The sequence below is a fragment of the Actinomadura luzonensis genome (assembly GCF_022664455.2).
Taxonomy (GTDB): domain Bacteria; phylum Actinomycetota; class Actinomycetes; order Streptosporangiales; family Streptosporangiaceae; genus Nonomuraea; species Nonomuraea luzonensis.
This window is the reverse complement of the sequence record NZ_JAKRKC020000001.1, coordinates 1478418-1496053: the sequence shown is the minus strand read 5'-3', so window position 1 is coordinate 1496053 and position 17636 is coordinate 1478418. Positions and strand designations below refer to the sequence as shown.

At 73.0% G+C, this 17636-nt stretch carries 17 protein-coding genes; 14 read left to right on the top strand and 3 right to left on the bottom strand.

Translation table 11 applies throughout. From position 1 onward, the window contains the following. Positions 1-57 precede the first annotated feature (57 nt). On the top strand, positions 58-3093 hold the full coding sequence (locus MF672_RS07100) for a sacsin N-terminal ATP-binding-like domain-containing protein (RefSeq protein ID WP_242377775.1): 3036 nt from the start codon (positions 58-60) through the stop codon (positions 3091-3093). Here MF672_RS07100 and MF672_RS07095 read toward each other — a convergent pair. Next, positions 3090-4559 carry an alpha/beta hydrolase gene (locus tag MF672_RS07095; RefSeq protein ID WP_242377776.1) on the bottom strand — a complete coding sequence of 490 codons (1470 nt, stop codon included), beginning with the start codon at positions 4557-4559 and terminating at the stop codon, positions 3090-3092. The genes MF672_RS07100 and MF672_RS07095 overlap by 4 nt on opposite strands. Before the next feature lie 92 nt (positions 4560-4651). Next, positions 4652-4864, bottom strand: coding sequence for a DUF2530 domain-containing protein (locus tag MF672_RS07090; protein WP_242377777.1), 213 nt, complete (start codon positions 4862-4864; stop codon positions 4652-4654). Positions 4865-5065: 201 nt separating this feature from the next. Here MF672_RS07090 and MF672_RS07085 point away from each other — a divergent pair, with 201 nt between their 5' ends. The 4 genes from MF672_RS07085 (at position 5066) to thpR (ending at position 8810) form a co-directional block, all read left to right on the top strand. Next, positions 5066-6403 carry an NCS2 family permease gene (locus MF672_RS07085; protein WP_407654760.1) on the top strand — a complete coding sequence of 446 codons (1338 nt, stop codon included), beginning with the start codon at positions 5066-5068 and terminating at the stop codon, positions 6401-6403. Between the two features lie 152 nt (positions 6404-6555). After that, complete coding sequence (locus tag MF672_RS07080; protein WP_242377779.1) at positions 6556-6984, top strand: MarR family winged helix-turn-helix transcriptional regulator; 429 nt, start codon at positions 6556-6558, stop codon at positions 6982-6984. A 23-nt stretch (positions 6985-7007) separates the two neighbouring features. Next, complete coding sequence (locus tag MF672_RS07075) at positions 7008-8231, top strand: MFS transporter (RefSeq protein WP_242377781.1); 1224 nt, start codon at positions 7008-7010, stop codon at positions 8229-8231. A gap of 21 nt (positions 8232-8252) precedes the next feature. Further along, a complete protein-coding gene (gene thpR, locus MF672_RS07070; RefSeq protein WP_242377782.1) occupies positions 8253-8810 on the top strand; it encodes an RNA 2',3'-cyclic phosphodiesterase in 558 nt (185 codons plus the stop codon). Positions 8811-8907: 97 nt separating this feature from the next. Here thpR and MF672_RS07065 read toward each other — a convergent pair whose 3' ends face one another. Continuing rightward, positions 8908-9876, bottom strand: a complete 969-nt coding sequence (locus tag MF672_RS07065; protein ID WP_242377783.1) for an aldo/keto reductase — start codon at positions 9874-9876, stop codon at positions 8908-8910. An 88-nt stretch (positions 9877-9964) separates the two neighbouring features. Here MF672_RS07065 and MF672_RS07060 point away from each other — a divergent pair, with 88 nt between their 5' ends. From MF672_RS07060 to MF672_RS07025, 9 genes are all read left to right on the top strand, one after another. Beyond that, complete coding sequence (locus tag MF672_RS07060) at positions 9965-10999, top strand: hypothetical protein (protein WP_242377784.1); 1035 nt, start codon at positions 9965-9967, stop codon at positions 10997-10999. 97 nt (positions 11000-11096) lie between these two features. Then, positions 11097-11471 carry a VOC family protein gene (locus MF672_RS07055; protein WP_242377785.1) on the top strand — a complete coding sequence of 125 codons (375 nt, stop codon included), beginning with the start codon at positions 11097-11099 and terminating at the stop codon, positions 11469-11471. A 48-nt stretch (positions 11472-11519) separates the two neighbouring features. After that, a complete protein-coding gene (locus tag MF672_RS07050; RefSeq protein ID WP_242377786.1) occupies positions 11520-11894 on the top strand; it encodes a hypothetical protein in 375 nt (124 codons plus the stop codon). 67 nt (positions 11895-11961) lie between these two features. Beyond that, complete coding sequence (locus tag MF672_RS07045; RefSeq protein WP_242377787.1) at positions 11962-12564, top strand: acyl-CoA-like ligand-binding transcription factor; 603 nt, start codon at positions 11962-11964, stop codon at positions 12562-12564. Positions 12565-12635: 71 nt separating this feature from the next. Then, positions 12636-12890, top strand: a complete 255-nt coding sequence (locus MF672_RS51125) for an FAD-dependent monooxygenase (protein ID WP_254723819.1) — start codon at positions 12636-12638, stop codon at positions 12888-12890. 2 nt (positions 12891-12892) lie between these two features. Then, positions 12893-14143, top strand: a complete 1251-nt coding sequence (locus MF672_RS51270) for an FAD-dependent monooxygenase (RefSeq protein ID WP_302893171.1) — start codon at positions 12893-12895, stop codon at positions 14141-14143. A 115-nt stretch (positions 14144-14258) separates the two neighbouring features. Further along, positions 14259-15461, top strand: a complete 1203-nt coding sequence (lhgD, locus tag MF672_RS07035) for an L-2-hydroxyglutarate dehydrogenase (protein WP_242377788.1) — start codon at positions 14259-14261, stop codon at positions 15459-15461. Between the two features lie 17 nt (positions 15462-15478). Then, entirely contained in the window at positions 15479-16171 is a 693-nt protein-coding gene (locus tag MF672_RS07030) for a response regulator transcription factor (RefSeq protein ID WP_242377789.1), read from the top strand. A gap of 29 nt (positions 16172-16200) precedes the next feature. Then, the gene (locus tag MF672_RS07025; protein WP_242377791.1) at positions 16201-17583 is read left to right on the top strand and encodes a sensor histidine kinase; all 1383 of its coding nucleotides are present in this window, start codon (positions 16201-16203) and stop codon (positions 17581-17583) included. The last annotated feature ends 53 nt before the right edge of the window (positions 17584-17636 follow it).

Genomic DNA, 17636 nt, shown 5'->3' with positions numbered 1-17636 from the left:
GCCGGAGGCCGCTAACCTACCCTGGCCCTACCCTCGACTTCATCAGGATCGTGATCCATGACCGACACCTTTGGCTGTGACCGGATGCGGGCCGCCGTCCTCGCCGCGTGGACGGCCTCGCCCGCCAGGTTCCGCGAGGACGCCAACGCCGAGGAGGACTTCGCGCTCGGCGGCTACCGCGACCGGCTGATCGTCGAGCTCGCGCAGAACGCCGCCGACGCGGCCCTGCGCGCGGGCGTGCCAGGGGTGTTGCGGCTGACGTTGCGGGGCGACGTGCTCACCGCCGCCAACACCGGCGCGCCGCTCGACGCCACCGGCGTGCAGAGCCTGTCCACGCTGCGGGCCTCCGGCAAGCGCGACGAGGCGGGCGCGGCCGGGCGCTTCGGCGTCGGGTTCGCGGCCGTGGTGTCGGTGACCGACGCGCCGTCCATCGGCTCGCGCGGCGCCGGCGCGGTGCGCTGGTCCCGTACGGACACCGCGGCGCTGGTCGCGGAGATCCCCGCGCTGGCCGGCGAGCTGGCCGACCGGTCGGGGCACGTGCCGCTGCTGCGGCTGCCGTTCGACGAGCCGCCCCTGGTCGACATCCCCGAGGGCTTCGACACGCTGGTGCGGCTGCCGCTGCGCGACGCGGCCACGGTCGAGGCGGTGCGGCGCATGCTGGCCGAGACCAGCCCGGCGCTGCCGCTCGGCCTGCCCACGCTGGAGCTCATCGAGATCGACCTCGACGGCGAGACGCGCAGGATCGTCGCCGACGGCTGGCACGTGGTGGCCGACTCCGGCGAGTTCACGCCGGAGCAGGTGGCGGCGCTGTTCGCGGACCGGCCCACCGAGGAGCGGGCCCGGCCCTACTGGTCGCTGCGCTGGGCGGTGCCCGTCACCGGCACCGGCGAGCCGGGGCCGCTGCCCGCGGCGGTGCCGCCCGTGGTCCACGCCCCCACGCCCAGCGACGAGCCGCTCGACCTGCCGGCGCTGCTCATCGCCTCGTTCCCGATGGCCACCGACCGGCGGCACGTCGCCAAGGGCCCGCTGACCGACTTCCTCGTCGAGCGGGCCGCCGACGCCTACGTCCGGCTGCTCCGCGAGCTGCCGCGCACGTCCAGGCTGCTCGACCTGGTGCCCTCGTTCATGGGCAAGGGCGAGCTGGACGCCCGCGTCCGGCGCGCCGTGCTCGACCGGCTGCCCGGCACGCCGCTGCTGCCCGCCCTGTCGGCGCCCGCGCCCGCCGTGCGGATGCCGTCGTTCGCCGACGCCGAGGTCTACGAGCCCGACGCCGAGTGGCGCGTCGAGCAGCCCGCCCCCGAGCCGGAGGGCGGCGGCTGGGTGGTGAGCGGCCGGGAGGCGGCCGTGCTCGCGGCGGGGTCGGCCGAGCTGCTGGCCGCGGTCGCCGACTTCGTGCCCGGCCTGCTGCCCGCCGGCTGGCCGCCGCGCCACCCGGCGATGACCGCGCTCGGCGTGCGCAAGGTCGAGCTGTCCGACGTGGTGGACCTGCTGTCGGGCGAGGCCGCCGAGGCGCGCGAGCCGTCGTGGTGGCGCTCGCTGTACGAGGTGCTGCCCGCCGACGACCCCGAGTCGCTGGGGGCGCTGCCGGTGCCGCTGGCCGACGGCCGGGTCGTACGCGGGCCGCGCGGCACGCTCATCCTGTCCGACGGCGGGGCCGAGCTCGACCTGACCCCGCTCGGGCTGCGCATCGTGCACCCGGAGGCGGCGCACCCGGCGCTGCTGCGGCTCGGGGCGGCCGAGGCCACGCCGCGCACCGTCCTTGACGACCCGCTGACCAAGGCCGCGGTCGCGCAGTCGCTCGACAGCCCCGACCCCGAGCCGGTGGCGCGGGCTGTGCTCTCGCTCGTCCAGGCGGCCGCGCTGACGCCGGGCGAGGCGCCCTGGCTGGCCGAGCTGGCCCTGCCGGGAGCCGACGGCGAGCTCTACCCGGCCGGTGAGCTGATGCTGGCCGACGGCGCGCTGGCCGGCGTCCTGGAGCCGGGCGCCCACCTGGGGGTGGCCGCGGCCGAGCTGGAGGCGGCCTACGGGCCGCGGGTGCTGGCCGCGGCGGGCGTGCTCGACGGGTTCGCCGTCGTGCACGACGAGGACGTGCTGCTCGACCCCGACGAGTGCGACCACGACCTCGACGGCGAGGACGACTGGCTCGACCACGTGCTCGACCTGCTGCCCGACCTCGACGTGCCGCCGCTGATCCCCGAGTTCACGGCGGTGCGCGACCTGGAGCTGGTGGCCGACTGGCCGGCCGCGCTGGCGCTGCTGGTCCGGCCGCCGCTGCGGGCCGCGCTGCACCCGCTGCGGGTGGCGGGCGTCGAGGTGCCGTCCTACACCGCGTGGTGGCTCGCCAACCACCCGGTGCTCGACGGCCGCAAGCCGCTGGAGCTGCGCCTGCCGGGCGCCGACCCGCTGCTGCAGGGCCTGTACGCCGACGCGCCCGCCGGGCTCGACGAGGGCGCCCTCGCGATGCTGGGCGTGCGCACCACGCTGCCCGAGCTGCTGGCCTCGCACGGCGGCCCTGAGGAGCTGCTCGACCTCATGGCCGACGCGGCGATCGAGGTCGACCGGGCCCAGCTCCGCGCGTTGTGGGTGGCGCTGGCCGGGGTCGACCCGTCGCGGGTGGCGCCGCCGTCGCGGGTGCGGGCGGTGCTCCGGGGGTCGATCGTGGTGGCGGCGGCCGAGGACGCCGTGGTCGTGGAGGCGCCCGACCTGCTGCAGCTCGTCGCCGACCGGCCGCTGGTGCTGGCCCCGTACGACCTGGCCGAGTCGTTGTCGGAGCTGCTCGACCTGCCGCTGGCCGGTGAGCTGACCTCGGGCGAGGTGACCTCGCAGGGCGAGGTGCGCCAGGTGCCGGCCGAGGTGCGCTCGCTGCTGCCGACGGCTCCCGGCACGTACGTGGAGCACGAGAAGCTGCTGGTCGACGGCGTGGAGTGCGCGTGGCGCTACTTCGAGGGCGCGGTGCACTGCACCGGCCTCGACGGGCTGGCCCGCGGGCTCGCCTGGGCCACCGGGCAGTGGGGCGACCGGCTCGCGGTGGCCGCCCTGCTCCGCGACCCCGCCGCCGTCCCGCTGCTGCTGGCGGAGGCCGACCTGTCCTAGGCGGGGCAGCTCGTCCCGGCGGCGGGCGTCTCGCCCTTCAGCAGGTACGCGTCCACCGTGCGCAGCACGCACGCCGAGCCGCTCAGGTACGCGCCGTGGCCCTCGCCCTCGTAGGTGACCAGGACGCCCGTCCTGAGCTGCTCGGTCAGCGCGACCGCCCACGGGTACGGCGTGGCGGGGTCGCCCTTGCCGCCGATCACCACGATGGGCGCGGAGCCGGTGGCGTCGACGTGCTTGGCCGCGTCGTCGCCCGGCACCGGCCAGTGGGCGCAGATGCCGGCCGGCGCGCCGTCCGCCGCCAGGATCGGGAAGATCTTCCTGATCCGCTCGTTGATCCTGGCGGTGTCGGCGGCGGTCGGGCGTTCGTCGGTGTCGGCGCAGTTGACGGCCCGCAGGCTGGTCATCATCGTCGAGTACGTGCCGTCCGGCCGGCGGCCGGTGTAGGAGTCGGCGAGGGCCAGCAGGGCCGTGCCGTCGCCGTCGACCGCCGCGGCGGCGGCCTGCTCCAGCATCGGCCAGGTGGCTTTCGCGTACAGCGGGGTGATGACGGCGAGCTGGGCGCGCGGGAAGTCGAGCTCGCGGTCGCCGACGCCGAGCGGACGCTTCTTCAGTCGGTCCAGCAGGCCCTCGACGGTGCGTTCGACGGCGGCCGGGTCGGCGCCGAGGTCGCAGCCCTGCGCCACGCAGCTCGCCGCGAACGCCTCGAAGGCGTGCCGGAACCCGGTGGCCTGGGCGACGGCCTGCTCCTCGAAGGTGACGGTCGGGTCGAAGGCGCCGTCGAGCACGAAGCGGCCGACGTTGCGGGGGTGGAGGGTGGCGTAGACGGCGCCGAGGTGGGTGCCGTACGACATGCCGAAGTAGTTGAGGCGGGGCTCGCCGAGCGCGGCCCGCAGCAGGTCGAGGTCCTTGGCGGCGCTGACGGTGCCGACGTGCGGCAGGAGCTTGCCGGAGTCCTTCGCGCAGGCCGCCGCGAACTCCGCCGCCAGCCGGTCGCCGCCGTCGGTGGCCTCGGCCTCCAGCAGCTTGTCCACCTGGCCGCCGCACCGCACGCCGGCGCTGCGGTCGACGCCGCGCGGGTCGAAGCTGACCAGGTCGTAGCGGGTGCCGAGGGAGGCGAAGGCGCGGGCGGCGAGGGCCAGGGTGTCCACGCCGGACGCGCCGGGCCCGCCGAAGTTGAACACCAGTGAGCCGAGCCGGTCGCCGGTGGCCCTGACGCGGATGAGCGCCAGGTCGAGCTGCTCGCCGCCGGGCCGGTCGTGGTCGAGGGGGACCTTGATCGTGCCGCACTCGACGTCGGGGGACGGGGCCTGGGTCCGCCCGTCGGCGCCGGTCAGGCCGGTGCACGGGCGCCACGCGACGGCGCCCGCGGGCGGCGGGCTCTGCGGCGTGGCGGGCGGGTCGGCGGTGGTGCCGCAGCCGGCGAGGAGCACCGCGCCCAGGAGGAGGGTCACGAGGGGCTTTCTCATGCCGGCAAGCATGATTCATCGGACTTCGCGGCTGTAGTGGGCGCTGCCATCGGTTGCCGATGACTATGGGGAGGCGCGGGAGGTGACGAATGTCAGCTGTCGCGGGGGCGGCGCACCAGCCACATGCCGAAGAAGCCGAACCCGATGCCGGTCACGCAGGTCCAGATCCACCACTCGTTCCCCGGCGCGGGGCGGAAGATCAGCAGGACGACGAGCGCGACGGCCCAGACGGCGGTGCCGACGCCGACCGCGGCGACGTCGTTGGTCTTGATCGGCTCGGGGTCGGGGTGCCACTGCTGCTTCACGTGGTCCACCCTAGCTTCCAATCGGGTCTCGATCTCATTACTGACACTTTCCGCAGTTCATCCCATACTGTCACTCTTCGCGTCGTGAAGGACACACGTACCATCGAAACCGGTTCCGCGCTGGATCGCTTCTTCGCGATCTCGGCCCGGGGCTCCACCGTCTCCCGGGAGGTCAGGGGCGGCCTGGCCACCTTTTTCACGATGGCGTACATCGTGGTGCTGAACCCGTTGATCATCGCCACCGGCAAGGACGTCGATGGCCAGTACATCGGCGACGGCGGCGCGCCCAACATCGCGCTCGTCGCCGCCGGCACCGCCTTCGTGGCGGGCGTGATGACGATCCTCATGGGCGTCATCGGCAAGGTCCCCTTCGCGATGGCGGCCGGGCTCGGCCTCAACGCCTTCGTCACCTTCAACATCGCCACCGTGATGAGCTGGGAAGAGGCCATGGGCCTGGTCTTCCTGGAAGGCGTCATCATCGCGGTCCTGGTGCTGACGGGCCTTCGCACCGCGGTCTTCCACGCCATCCCGGCCCAGCTCAAGACCGCCATCAGCGTCGGCATCGGCCTGTTCATCGCGCTGATCGGCTTCGTGGACGCGGGCTTCGTGCGCAAGGCCGCGGGCACGCCCCTGGAGCTCGGCATCGGCGGCAACCTGACCTCGTGGCCCATCTTCGTCTTCGTGGTCGGCCTGCTCGCCACGGCCGCCATGGTGGCGCGGCGGGTGAAGGGCGCGATCCTCATCGGCATCGTCGGCACCACGATCCTGGCGATCATCGTGGAGGCCGTCGCCAAGCTGGGGCCGTCCGCGCCGGACAACGCCGCCGGCTGGCGGCTCAACCAGCCCACCCTGCCGAAGGAGATCTTCGGCTTCCACAACCCGCTCACGCTGTTCACCGAGTTCGACCCGATCGGCGGCTTCAGCCGGGTGACGGTGCTGCTGGCCGTGATGTTCGTCTTCACGCTGCTGATCACCGACTTCTTCGACACCATGGGCACGATCGTCGGCGTCGGCCGCCAGGCCGGGCTGGTGGGGGAGGACGGCACGCTGCCGCGGACCAAGCAGATCCTGCTCGTCGACTCGATCGGCGCGGCGGCGGGCGGCGCGGGCTCGGTCTCCTCCAACACCACCTACATCGAGTCGGCGGCCGGCGTCGGCGAGGGCGCTCGCACCGGCCTTGCCAGCGTGGTGACCGGGCTGCTGTTCCTGGTGGCCATCTTCTTCGCGCCGCTCGTGACCGTGGTGCCGTACGAGGCCGCCGCGCCCGCCCTGGTCGTCGTCGGCTTCCTCATGATGACCGCCATCCGCGACATCGACTGGAACGACTACGAGATCGCCATCCCGGCGTTCCTCACCGTCGTCATCATGCCGTTCACCTACTCGATCTCGAACGGCATCGGCGCCGGCTTCATCAGCTACGTGCTGATCAAGGTCGTGCGCGGCAAGGCGCGGGAGATCCACCCTCTGCTGTGGGGCGTGACCGCGCTGTTCGTCCTCTACTTCGCGATCGGCCCGATCCGGGCGCTGTTCGGCGTCTGAGACGTTCTGGACGTCGACCGGAGCCGCCCCGCCCACGCGGGGCGGCTTCGGGGTATCAAGGGGTGAGACACCTTGACCGTTTGGGGAAATATCTTGCTCTGCCGTATAGTTAGCAAAGGTAATGACTCGTGCTAACAAACACCCAGCCCAAGATGGACCTGCGCAGCGACGCGGGTCTGGCTTCAGCCCTGCGCGTCTCCTTGGCAAGGCTGAACCGACGCCTACGACGACAGGCGGCGGCGCACTCGCTGACGCCCACCCAGTTCGCGACGCTCGCCGCGGTGGATCGGCATTCCGGAATAACCCCCGGCGAATTGGCCGAGCTGGAGAAGGTGCAGCCGCCCTCGATGACGCGCGTGATCGCCGCGCTAGAGGAACGCGGCCTGGTCGCCCGCACCCCGCACCCGACCGACCGGCGCCAGGTGACCGTGACCGTGACCGAGGCCGCCGAGAAGCTGCTGAAGGAGGAGCGCCGCCGCAAGGAGGCGTGGCTGACGCAGCGGTTGAAGGAGCTCTCGCCGGAGGAGCGGTCGATACTCAGGCAGGCCGCCCCGATCCTGGAGAAGCTCAGCAAGATATAGAGCCTGAGCAACCCAGGACCGGGATGTTCCGGTCGCTCAGGATTCGCAACTACCGCATGTTCGCGGCCGGGGGCACCGTCTCCAACGTCGGCACCTGGCTGCAGCGCACCGCCCAGGACTGGCTGGTGCTCGACCTGACCCACGGCAGCGCGGCGGCGCTCGGCACGGCGACCGCGCTGCAGTTCCTGCCGATGCTGCTGTTCGGCATGTTCGGCGGCGTGATCGCCGACCGCTACCCCAAGCGGCCCATCCTCGTCGCCGCGCAGAGCCTCATGGCCCTGCTGGCCCTCACCATCGGCCTGCTCACGATGACCGGCTCCGCCCAGGTGTGGCACGTGTACGTGATGGCGTTCCTGCTCGGCATGATCTCCTGCGTGGAGGTGCCGACCCGGCAGGCGTTCGTGGTCGAGATGGTCGGCCGCCGCGACCTGCCCAACGCGATCGCGCTCAACAGCTCCATCTTCAACCTGGCCCGCGTGGTCGGCCCGGCGCTGGCCGGCGTGCTGATCTACGTGCTGGGCGGCACCGGCCCGCTGTTCCTGATCAACGCGCTGACGTTCGGCGCGGTCATCTCGTCGCTGGTGTTCATGCGCGCCTCCGAGCTCAACACCGCCGCGCCGGTGCCGCGCGCCAAGGGGCAGCTCAGGGAGGGCCTGCGGTACGTGGTGCGGCGCGAGGAGCTGCTGCTGCCGGTGCTGCTCATCGGGTTCGTGTCGATGTTCTCGCAGTCGTTCTCGATGTCGATCGCGCTCATGGCGCGCGAGGTGTTCAAGGCGGGGGCGTCCTCGTTCGGGCTGGCCTCCAGCATGTTCGCCGTCGGCGCGCTCGGCGGCGCGCTGCTCGCGGCGCGGCGGGCGCGGCTGACCAAGAAGGTGCTGTTCGCCGGGGCGATCGGGTTCGGGCTGTTCCAGATCGCGAGCGGGCTGGCGCCGTTCTACCCGGTGTACCTGCTGCTGCTGGTGCCCACCGGGATCGCGCTGATCACCATCAACACGGCCGCGAACGCCAGCGTGCAGCTCGCCACCTCGCCCGACATGCGCGGCCGGGTCATGGGCATCTACATGCTGGTCTTCACCGGCGGGGCGCCGCTGGGGGCGCCGCTCGTGGGCTGGCTGTCCGAGCTGGGCGGGCCGCGCACGGGCGTGATCCTGTCCGGGGCGCTGGTGCTGGTCGGCACGGGGCTGGCGGTCGTCGTGACGCGGCTGATCAGCCGCCGGGTCGCGCGGCCGACGCTCGCCATGGCCTAGCCCGGGGCACAATCTGTTGGCATGAGACTGTTCGCGGCCCTGGTGCCGCCCGACGAGGTGCTGGACGAGCTCGAACTCGCGATCGCCCCGCACGTCGGGCAGGTGCCGGGGCTGCGCTGGCCGGCCCGCGACACCTGGCACATCACGCTGGGCTTCTTCGGCGAGGTGGCCGAGCGGACGCTGCCGGAGCTGGAGACCCGCCTGGCCCGCGCCGTGCACCGGCACCAGGCCCTCGACCTCGCCTTCGCCGGGTTCGGCGCCTTCTCCTCGCCGCGCCGGGCCCGCGTCCTCTGGGTCGGCGTCACCGGCGACCCCATGACCAGGCTCGCCGACTCGGTGCGCGCCGGCGCCCGCCGTGCCGGAGCCGCGCAGACCGACGGCAAGCCCCTGCGCCCGCACCTCACGCTGGCCCGCGCCAAGGTCGAGACGGACCTCCGCCCGCTGGTGGAGTCGCTGTCCGGGTTCAGCGGCTCGCCCTGGCGGGCGGAGCGCGTCCGGCTCGTGCGCAGCCGCACCGGGCCGCAGGTGAGGTACGAGTCACTCGCCGAATGGGCGCTCGCACCGGCCGGGCGGGGTTAGGCTCCAGGACGTGGATCGTCCTCGCCCCTGGCTGCTGCCCCTGGTGCTCGGCCTGCTCCTGCTGATCGTGGTGCTCGGCGCGCTGCTGACCTGAGCCCTACCAGGCGTAGTCCTCCGGGGCGGTGCGGTGACCGGGGAAGATCTCGTCGATGCGGGCCAGGACGGCGTCGTCCAGCTCGATCTCCAGCGTGCGCATGCTGCCTTCGAGCTGCTCCAGCGTGCGCGGGCCGATGATCGGCGCGGTGACCGCCCGCTGCTTGAGCAGCCAGGCCAGGCCCACGTGCGCCGGGTCCTCGCCCAGCTCGTCGCAGAGCTTCTCGTACGCCTCGATCTTGTCGCGGTGCCTCTCCAGCTCCTTGAGCATGTGGTCGCTCGCCGAGCGGCCCTTGTCGATCTTGCGGAGCACGCCGCCGAGCAGGCCGCCGGCCAGCGGGCTCCACGGGATCACGCCGAGCCCGTAGTCCTCGCAGGCGGGCAGCACCTCCAGCTCGACCGTGCGGGTGAGCAGGTTGTAGTGGGACTGCTCGCTGACCAGGCCGAGGAAGTTGCGCCGGGCGGCGCTCTCCTGGGCCTTGGCGATGTGCCAGGCGGCGAAGTTGGAGGAGCCGACGTAGATGATCTTGCCCTGCTGGCGCAGGACCTCCATCGCCTCCCAGAACTCCTCGAACGGCGTGTTCCGGTCGACGTGGTGCGCCTGGTAGATGTCGATGTAGTCGGTCTGCAGGCGCTTGAGCGAGGCGTCGCAGGCCCGGCGGATGTTGAGCGCGGAGAGCTTCTGGTCGTTCGGCCAGTCGCTCATCCTGCCGTTGAGCTTGGTCGCGATGACGGTCTTCTCGCGCCGCCCGCCGCCCTGGGCGAACCACCGGCCGATGATCTGCTCGGTGATGCCCTCGCCCAGCTTCCAGCCGTAGACGTTGGCGGTGTCGAAGAAGTTGATGCCCAGCTCCAGGGCCCGGTCCATGATCGCGAAGGAGTCCTCCTCCGAGGTCTGCGGGCCGAAGTTCATGGTGCCGAGACAGAGGGGGCTGACTGCGAGGCCGCTGCGTCCGAGGTTGACATAGTCCATGCCTCCAACCCTAAAGACCTGGAGCGCACTCCAGGCCAGACGCTTCCCGCCGCGCCGGTGGGGCATGATGGGCGGCGTGGGGGATGCCGTGATCCGATTGCTGGCCGCCGCGGCGGCGACGTGCTGTCTCGCCGCCGTGCCCGCCCACGCGGCGGCGCCCGGCGACGACGAGAAGACGGAGAAGCTCTTCGCCTTCACCGACACCCGCATCACCGAGTCGAGCGGGCTCGCCGTGTCCCCGACACATCCTGGCATCTACTACACCCACAACGACAGCGCCGCCGCCCCCACGTTCTACGCCGTGGACGGCGAGGGGCGCACGCGGGCGACGTACCAGGTGCGCGGGGCGCAGGCCCGTGACTGGGAGGCGATGGCCGCGACCAAGGACCCGCGCACCGGGCGCGGCGTGCTCTGGTTCGCCGACATCGGCGACAACCTCGACGGCGCCTGGCCCGACGTCTCCGTCTACAAGGTCATGGAGCCGCGGACGCTCGGCGACGCCACGCTGCCCGCCGTCCGCTACCGCCTCCGCTACGCCGACGGGGCGCGCAACGCCGAGGGCATCATGGTCGACCCCGGCACCGGACGGCTGTACGTGGTGTCGAAGGAGTTCGCCGGGTCGGTCTACGCCGCGCCGAAGAAGCTGCGCGCCGACCGCACGAACGTGCTGCGCAAGGTCGCCTCGGCCCCCGTCATGGCCACGGACGCGGCGTACGCGCCGGACGGCTCCTCCTACGTCGTGCGCACCTACTTCTCCGCCACCCTCTACAAGCCGTCCGGCGAGACCATCGCCAGGGTGACGATGCCGGAGCTGCGGCAGGCGGAGTCGATCACGTACACGGCCGACGGCAAGGCCCTGCTCACCGGCAGCGAGGGGGCGAGGAGCCCGGTCTACCGGGTGCCGCTGCCCGCCCGCGCCGCCTCGGCCGTCCGGTCCGCCACCCCGGCTCCCAGCCCGGCCCCCAGCCCGGCCAGCGCCGAGCGCGATACGGAGGCGCAGGCGTCGCCGTCGTCCGCGGCGCCGGCGGGCGGCGGGCTGTCGCTCAAGGACGTGCTGATCTGGCTCGCGGCGGCGCTGACCGCCATCGGCGTGATCACCTTCATCGCCCGCCGCACGGCCTGACCCGCCGGCGGGCTGCGCCAGGCGTTCACGGTGGTCGGCGCGGTCACGCGGCCGGCGCCCGGCGGAAGTGTCGGTGCCGGGTCGCAGAATGAGCCGCATGACGAACGACGGATCGCACCGGCACCACGCCCTCGACTACGTCGAGATCCCCGCCACCGACCTCGACCGGGCCAAGCGCTTCTACGGCGAGGCGTTCGGGTGGCGCTTCAACGACTACGGGCCGGCCTACGCGGGCATCCGGAGCCCGGAGGGTGAGGGGGCGCCCGAGGTGGGCGGGCTCCGGCTCGACGAGCAGGCGCGGCCGGGCGGGCCGCTGGTGCTGCTCTACTCCGCCGACCTCGACGCGTCGGCGGAGGCGGTGACGAAGGCGGGCGGGGCCGTGGTGAACGGGCCGTACGCGTTCCCCGGCGGGCGGCGCTTCCACTTCACCGACCCGAGCGGCAACGAGCTGGGCGTCTGGTCCGAGGCGTAGCGGGCGGCGGTCTCATGGCGGCGAATCGAACGTGAGTACGATGGCGGTATGTATCTGCCGCCGGAGTGGCCCGCCGAGGTCCGCCCGCCCAGCGTCCCCGACTGGGAGACCTCGGCCGTGGCCTGGCTGCTCGACGCCGTGCCTCCCGACTACCGGGCGTACGAGGTGCTGAGACGTCATCCGGTGGCGCTGGCCAGGATGGCGGCCCACCACGTGAACGCCGCGGTCGAGGCCGCCAGGGCGGGCTACCGCGGCGCGGCGGTCGAGCTCAAGAGCCACCTGCCGCCGCACGCCGTCGAGGCGGTGCTCGACGTCTACCGGCAGGAGGGGCCGCGGCTGGTCCGCCTGTCCCGCTCGATCGCCGTCGTCGAGCAGGCGTTGCGCGGCGACATGTTCACCGCGACGATGCGCAACTTCCGTTGATGCGAGTCGCGCAAACTTGCGTGTCTCGCATCTTTGCGAGGCTCGCAAGTTTGTGTAGGGTGTTCTCATGGGGCTGCGGGAGCGCAAGAAGGAAGAGACCCGGATCGCATTGAGCTGGGCGGCGATCAAGCTGACCGTCGAGCGCGGTTTCGACAACGTCAAGGTGGAGGACATCGCCGCCGAAGCGGGCGTCTCGCACCGCACGTTCAACAACTACTTCTCCAGCAAGGGCGAGGCGATCGCGGCCCGGCACTTCGACCGGGCGGTGCAGATCGCCGACGAGCTGAGGTCCAGGCCGGCCGGCGAACCGCTGTGGGAGGCCGTCACCAACGCGGTGTTCGCCCGGTTCGCGCTCGGCATGCAGGAGACCGGGCGGCCGGTCGACGAGCGCTGGATCGCCGGCGTCAGGCTGATGAACCAGCACCCGGAGCACCGGGGCGAGTTCCTCAAGGCGCACCTGGCCGCGCAGGAGGCGCTGGCCGCGGCGGTCGCCGAGCGCACCGGCACCGACGCGAGCAAGGACCTCTACCCCCACCTGGTCGCGGGGGCGGTCGGCACGGCCGTGCTCTCGGCCATCCACCTGTGGCTCCACGGCGAGGCGACGGCGTCGTTCGAGGAGCTGCTGCGTGACGCCCTCGGCCAGACGGCCGCGGGCCTGCCCACTCCCTGACCCCGCCGCCCCCCTTTCCCCCTGAAGCCGGCCTGCCGCCGGTCGATCCGCCATGCCCGGAAGGACCCACCATGACCACCGACATCGTCATCGCCGGAGCCGGGCCCAACGGCCTGATGCTGGCCTCTGAACTCAGCCTGGCCGGGATCCGCCCCCTGGTCCTGGAGCGCCTGCCGGAGCGCACCCAGGAGAACCGCGCCAACGGCCTGGTCGGCCAGGTGGTGCGGATGCTGGACCGGCGCGGGCTGTACGAGCGGCTGACCGGCGTCCAGACCCGCCGCGGCCCGCCCCGGGCTTCGTCTTCGGCGCGCTGCCCATCGACCTGAGCGTGCTGGACGACAACCCCCTCTACCTGCTCCAGGTCCCGCAGCGCAGGATCGAGCAGATGCTGGAGGAGCGGGCGGCCGAGCTCGGCGTGGAGATCCGGCGGGGGCACGAGCTCACCGGCTTCACCCAGGACGCCGACGGCGTGTCCCTCCAGGTCGGCGGGCCGGCCGGGCCGTACACGATCAGGACCCGCTACCTGGTGGGCGCCGACGGCGGCCACAGCGTCGTGCGCAAGCTGGCCGGGATCGCCTTCCCCGGCGTGACGACGGACACGACGATCGCGCGCACCGCGCACGCCGCCGTGCCGGCCGGGCTCGTCGATCCGGCCACCGGCGGCCTCGACCTTCCCGGGTACGGCCCGATCCCGCCGTTCCTGCACCACCGCACCGAGCGCGGGCTGTTCGTGTACGCGCCCCTGCCGGGCGCCCCCGCGCCGCTGATCTCCACGATGGAGTGGAACCAGCAGGACGCCGAGGGCCCGCTCACGCTCGCGGAGCTGGAGGCCAGCGCCCGTCGCGTGCTCGGCGTGCCCATCGCGCTGGGCCCGCCCGGCGGCGAGGGGCCGCACCTGCTGCGCAAGCTCAACGGCGGCAACACCCGCCTGGCCGAGCGGTTCCGCGACGGCCGGGTGCTGCTGGTCGGCGACGCCGCTCACGTGCACTCGGCGATCGGCGGGCCCGGGCTCAACCTGGGCCTCCAGGACGCGGTCAACCTCGGCTGGAAACTCGCGGCCGAGGCGCGCGGCACGGCTCCCGCCGGTCTCCTCGACACCTACGAGTCCGAACGGCGCCCGGTCGCCGAGCGGGTGGTGATGTCCTCGCGCGCCCAGTCCGCGCTGATCGCTCCCGGCAGCGAGGTCACCGGCCTGCGCGCGCTGTTCACCGAACTGCTCGCCGACCCGCGCAACGTCCGCCGCATCGCCGAGCTGATGTCGGGGGCCGACGTCCGCTACGAGGTGGGCGACGGCCATCCGCTGGCCGGCCGGTGGGCGCCCGACCTGGAGCTCAAGGACGGGCGCCGGCTCGCCGAGCTGGCCAGGGACGGCCGCCCGCACCTGATCGACTTCACCGGCGGCGACTGGGGGCACCCCGCGGCCGCCGGGCTGCCCGGCTCCGCGGCGCCGTGCACAGTGCCGTGCACGGCGCTGCTGGTGCGGCCCGACGGGTACGTGGCCTGGGCCACCGACGTCGCGGAGCCGGACGCGGCGTCCCGGGCCTCGCTCCAGGCGGCGCTCCGGCGCGGGCTGGGCTGACCGGCCCGACCGGATCCGGCCCGGCCGGATTCGCGCGGCCGGATCCGCGCGGCCGGATCCGGCGGCGATCGGCCCGGATATGGCGGGGACGGGCGGTAAGCCGGAAAATCGGGGTGTGACGGAGAAGATCGGGATCGTGGGCGCCGGGATCGTCGGGCTCGCCGTGGCGCGGGAGCTGGCCGCTACCCGGGGCGCCGAGGTGACGGTGCTGGAGAAGGAGGACGGCGTCGCCGCCCACCAGACCGGGCACAACAGCGGCGTCGTCCACGCGGGCATCTACTACCCGCCCGGCTCGCTCAAGGCCAGGCTGTGCCGCGAGGGCGTGGCGCTGCTCAAGGAGTACTGCGCGGGCCACGGCCTGCCGTACGAGGAGGTGGGCAAGCTCGTCGTGGCGAGCACGCACGGCGAGCGGGCGCGGCTGGCGGCGCTGGCCGAGCGGGCCCGCGCGAACGGCGTCCCCGGCATCGCCGAGCTGGACGCGCTGGGGCTGCGCGAGATCGAGCCGCACGCGGTCGGCGTGGGCGCGGTGCACTCGCCGCACACCGCGATCTGCGACTTCCCCGCCGTCGCCCGCCGCCTCGCCGCCGACGTGGCCGAGCTGGGCGGGTCGGTCCGTCCCGGGCATCCGGTACGCGCGGTGCGCGAGCGCGCGGGGCGGGTGCAGGTGCTGGCCGCGCGCCGGATCTTCACCTTCGACCGCCTGGTGGTCTGCGGCGGCCTCGGCACGGACGCGCTGGCGGCCATGACCGGCCGGCCGGGCGAGGTGCGGATCGTCCCGTTCCGCGGCGACTACTACGCGTTGCGCGGCGGGGCCAGGGAGCTCGTGCGCGGGCTGATCTATCCGGTGCCCGATCCGCGGTACCCGTTCCTGGGCGTGCACCTCACCCGGACGATCGCGGGGGAGGTGCTGGTGGGGCCGAACGCCGTGCCGGCGCTCGTGTACGAGGGCTACCGCGACCGGAGACTGTGGCAGAAAATAGGAAATGTTCGGCAAATTCTTGGTTGGCCGGGCACCCTCCGCCTGGCCCGCCACCACTGGCGCACCGGCCTCAAGGAGATCCACAGCAGCCTCGTCAAAGGCGAGTTCGTCCGGGCCGCCCGCCGCTACGTGCCCGAGCTGGCCGCCGCCGACCTCGTCCGCGCGCCCGGCGGCGTCCGCGCGCAGGCCGTGGCCAGGGACGGGCGGCTGGTGGACGACTTCGTCGTGGACGTCCACGGCAAGGTGGTCCTGGTGCGCAACGCCCCGTCGCCGGCCGCCACGTCCAGCCTGGCAATCGCCAGGCATATTGCCGGAATTGTCCCAGCACTCGTCCGATGAAGGCATCCTTGTCAGTGATGGAATCACGCCTGCTGATAGTCGAGGACGACCCCAACATCCTCGAACTCCTCGCCGCGAGCCTCAGGTTCGCGGGTTTCGACGTGACCACGGCGAAGAACGGCCTCGACGCCGTCGCCGCCGTGCAGCGACACCGCCCTGACCTCGTCGTGCTCGACGTCATGCTGCCCGACCTGGACGGTTTCGAGATCGTCAGGCGGCTGCGCGGCGGCGGGTTGCACACGCCGGTGGTGTTCCTGACCGCCCGCGACGAGACCGAGGACAAGATCCGCGGCCTCACGATCGGCGGCGACGACTACGTGACCAAGCCGTTCAGCCTGGAGGAGGTGGTCGCGCGCATCCACGCGGTGCTCCGCCGCACCAGCGGCGACCAGCCGGCCGCGCCGCCCCGGCTGACGTTCGCCGACATCGAGCTGGACGAGGAGAGCCACGAGGTGTGGCGCGGCGGCACGGCCGTCGCGCTGTCGCCCACCGAGTTCAAGCTCCTGCGCTACTTCATGACGAACGCCGGCCGCGTCCTGTCCAAGCCGCAGATCCTCGACCACGTGTGGGACTACGACTTCCGGGGCGAGGTGGGCATCGTCGAGTCGTACGTGTCCGTCCTGCGGCGCAAGATCGACAACCGCAGCCCCCGCCTCATCCACACCCTGCGCGGTGTCGGGTACGTGTTGCGCCTGCCGCCGGGCCCCTGATGCGCCGGCTGCCGCTGAGGATCAAGCTGATGGCGTCCATGCTGGCGCTGCTCGGCTTCGGCATGGTCTTCATCGGCCTGGTCAGCGTGTCGGTGCTGCACGGCTACCTGCTCGACCGGGTGGACGGCCAGCTCCACCTGCTCACCGAGCGCATGCACAAGAAGGTCGTCAACGACTGGCGCAAGGACCGCGAGACGCCCGAGCGGCCGATCCTCATCGAGTCCGACGCGGTCGTGCTGGTCAAGGAGCCGGGAGGCGAGTTCGTCCCCATGCTCGACGACCGCGACGTGGACCTCAAGCCGCAGCCGGTCCTGTCGCCCACGCCCGGCCCCGACGCCTACACCACCCGCGCGACCAGCGGCGACGGCGAGTGGCGGGTGCTGCAGAGCCGCGTGCAGCGCACCAGCCTGGTGGTCGCGGTGGACCTGGAGGAGGTCGACGCGATCACCAAGCGGCTCGTGCTCATCGAGCTGCTGGGCGGCGGCGGCAGCCTGCTCATCCTGGCCGTCGTGGGCGTCACCATCGTCCGGCGCAGCATGCGGCCGCTCGGCCAGATCGAGCGCACCGCCGAGGCCATCGCCGGCGGCGAGCTGGGCCGCCGGGTGCCGGAGGCCGACCCCCGCACCGAGGTGGGCCGCCTGGCCAGGTCGCTGAACGGCATGCTGGCCCAGATCGAGGCCGCCTTCGCCGCCCGCTCGGCCTCGGAGGCGGCGGCCCGCCGCTCCGAGGACCGCATGCGCCAGTTCGTCGGCGACGCCTCCCACGAGCTGCGCACCCCGCTCACCTCGATCCGCGGCTTCGCCGAGTACGCCCGCCAGAACCCCGGAGCCGACCCCGCCGAGCTGATGCAGCGCGTGGAGAAGGCGGCGGGACGCATGAGCCTGCTGGTGGACGACCTGCTCCTGCTGGCCCGCGTGGACCAGCAGCGCCCGCTCCAGATGCGCCCGGTCGACATGCTGGCCCTGGCCGCCGACGCCGTCCAGGACGCCCGCATCCTCGCCCCCGACCGCACGATCAAGCTGGACGTGGTCGGCGGCGCGGCCCTCATCGTCTCCGGCGACGAGGTGCGCCTGCGCCAGGTCGTCAGCAACCTGGTCACCAACGCCATCGTCCACACCGAGCCCGGCTCGCCGATCATCGTCCGGGTCGGGGCGGGCCTCGACCGGGTCTTCCTGGAGGTCGCCGACCACGGGCCCGGCCTCACCCCCGAGCAGGTCGAGCACGTCTTCGAGCGCTTCTACCGGGCCGACTCCGCCCGCTCCCGCCGCCGCTCGGCCGAGGACCGGGGCAGCGGCCTCGGGCTCGCCATCGTCCAGGCGCTCGTCCGCGCGCACGGCGGCGAGGTGACGGTGCGGAGCAGCGTCGCCGACGGCTCCACCTTCCGCGTCGAGCTCCCACTCGCTTTGGAGTGACCCTTCAGCTAACCCTAAGGTCGTTTTGTCACTCTAAGTGGGTGACGAAACCC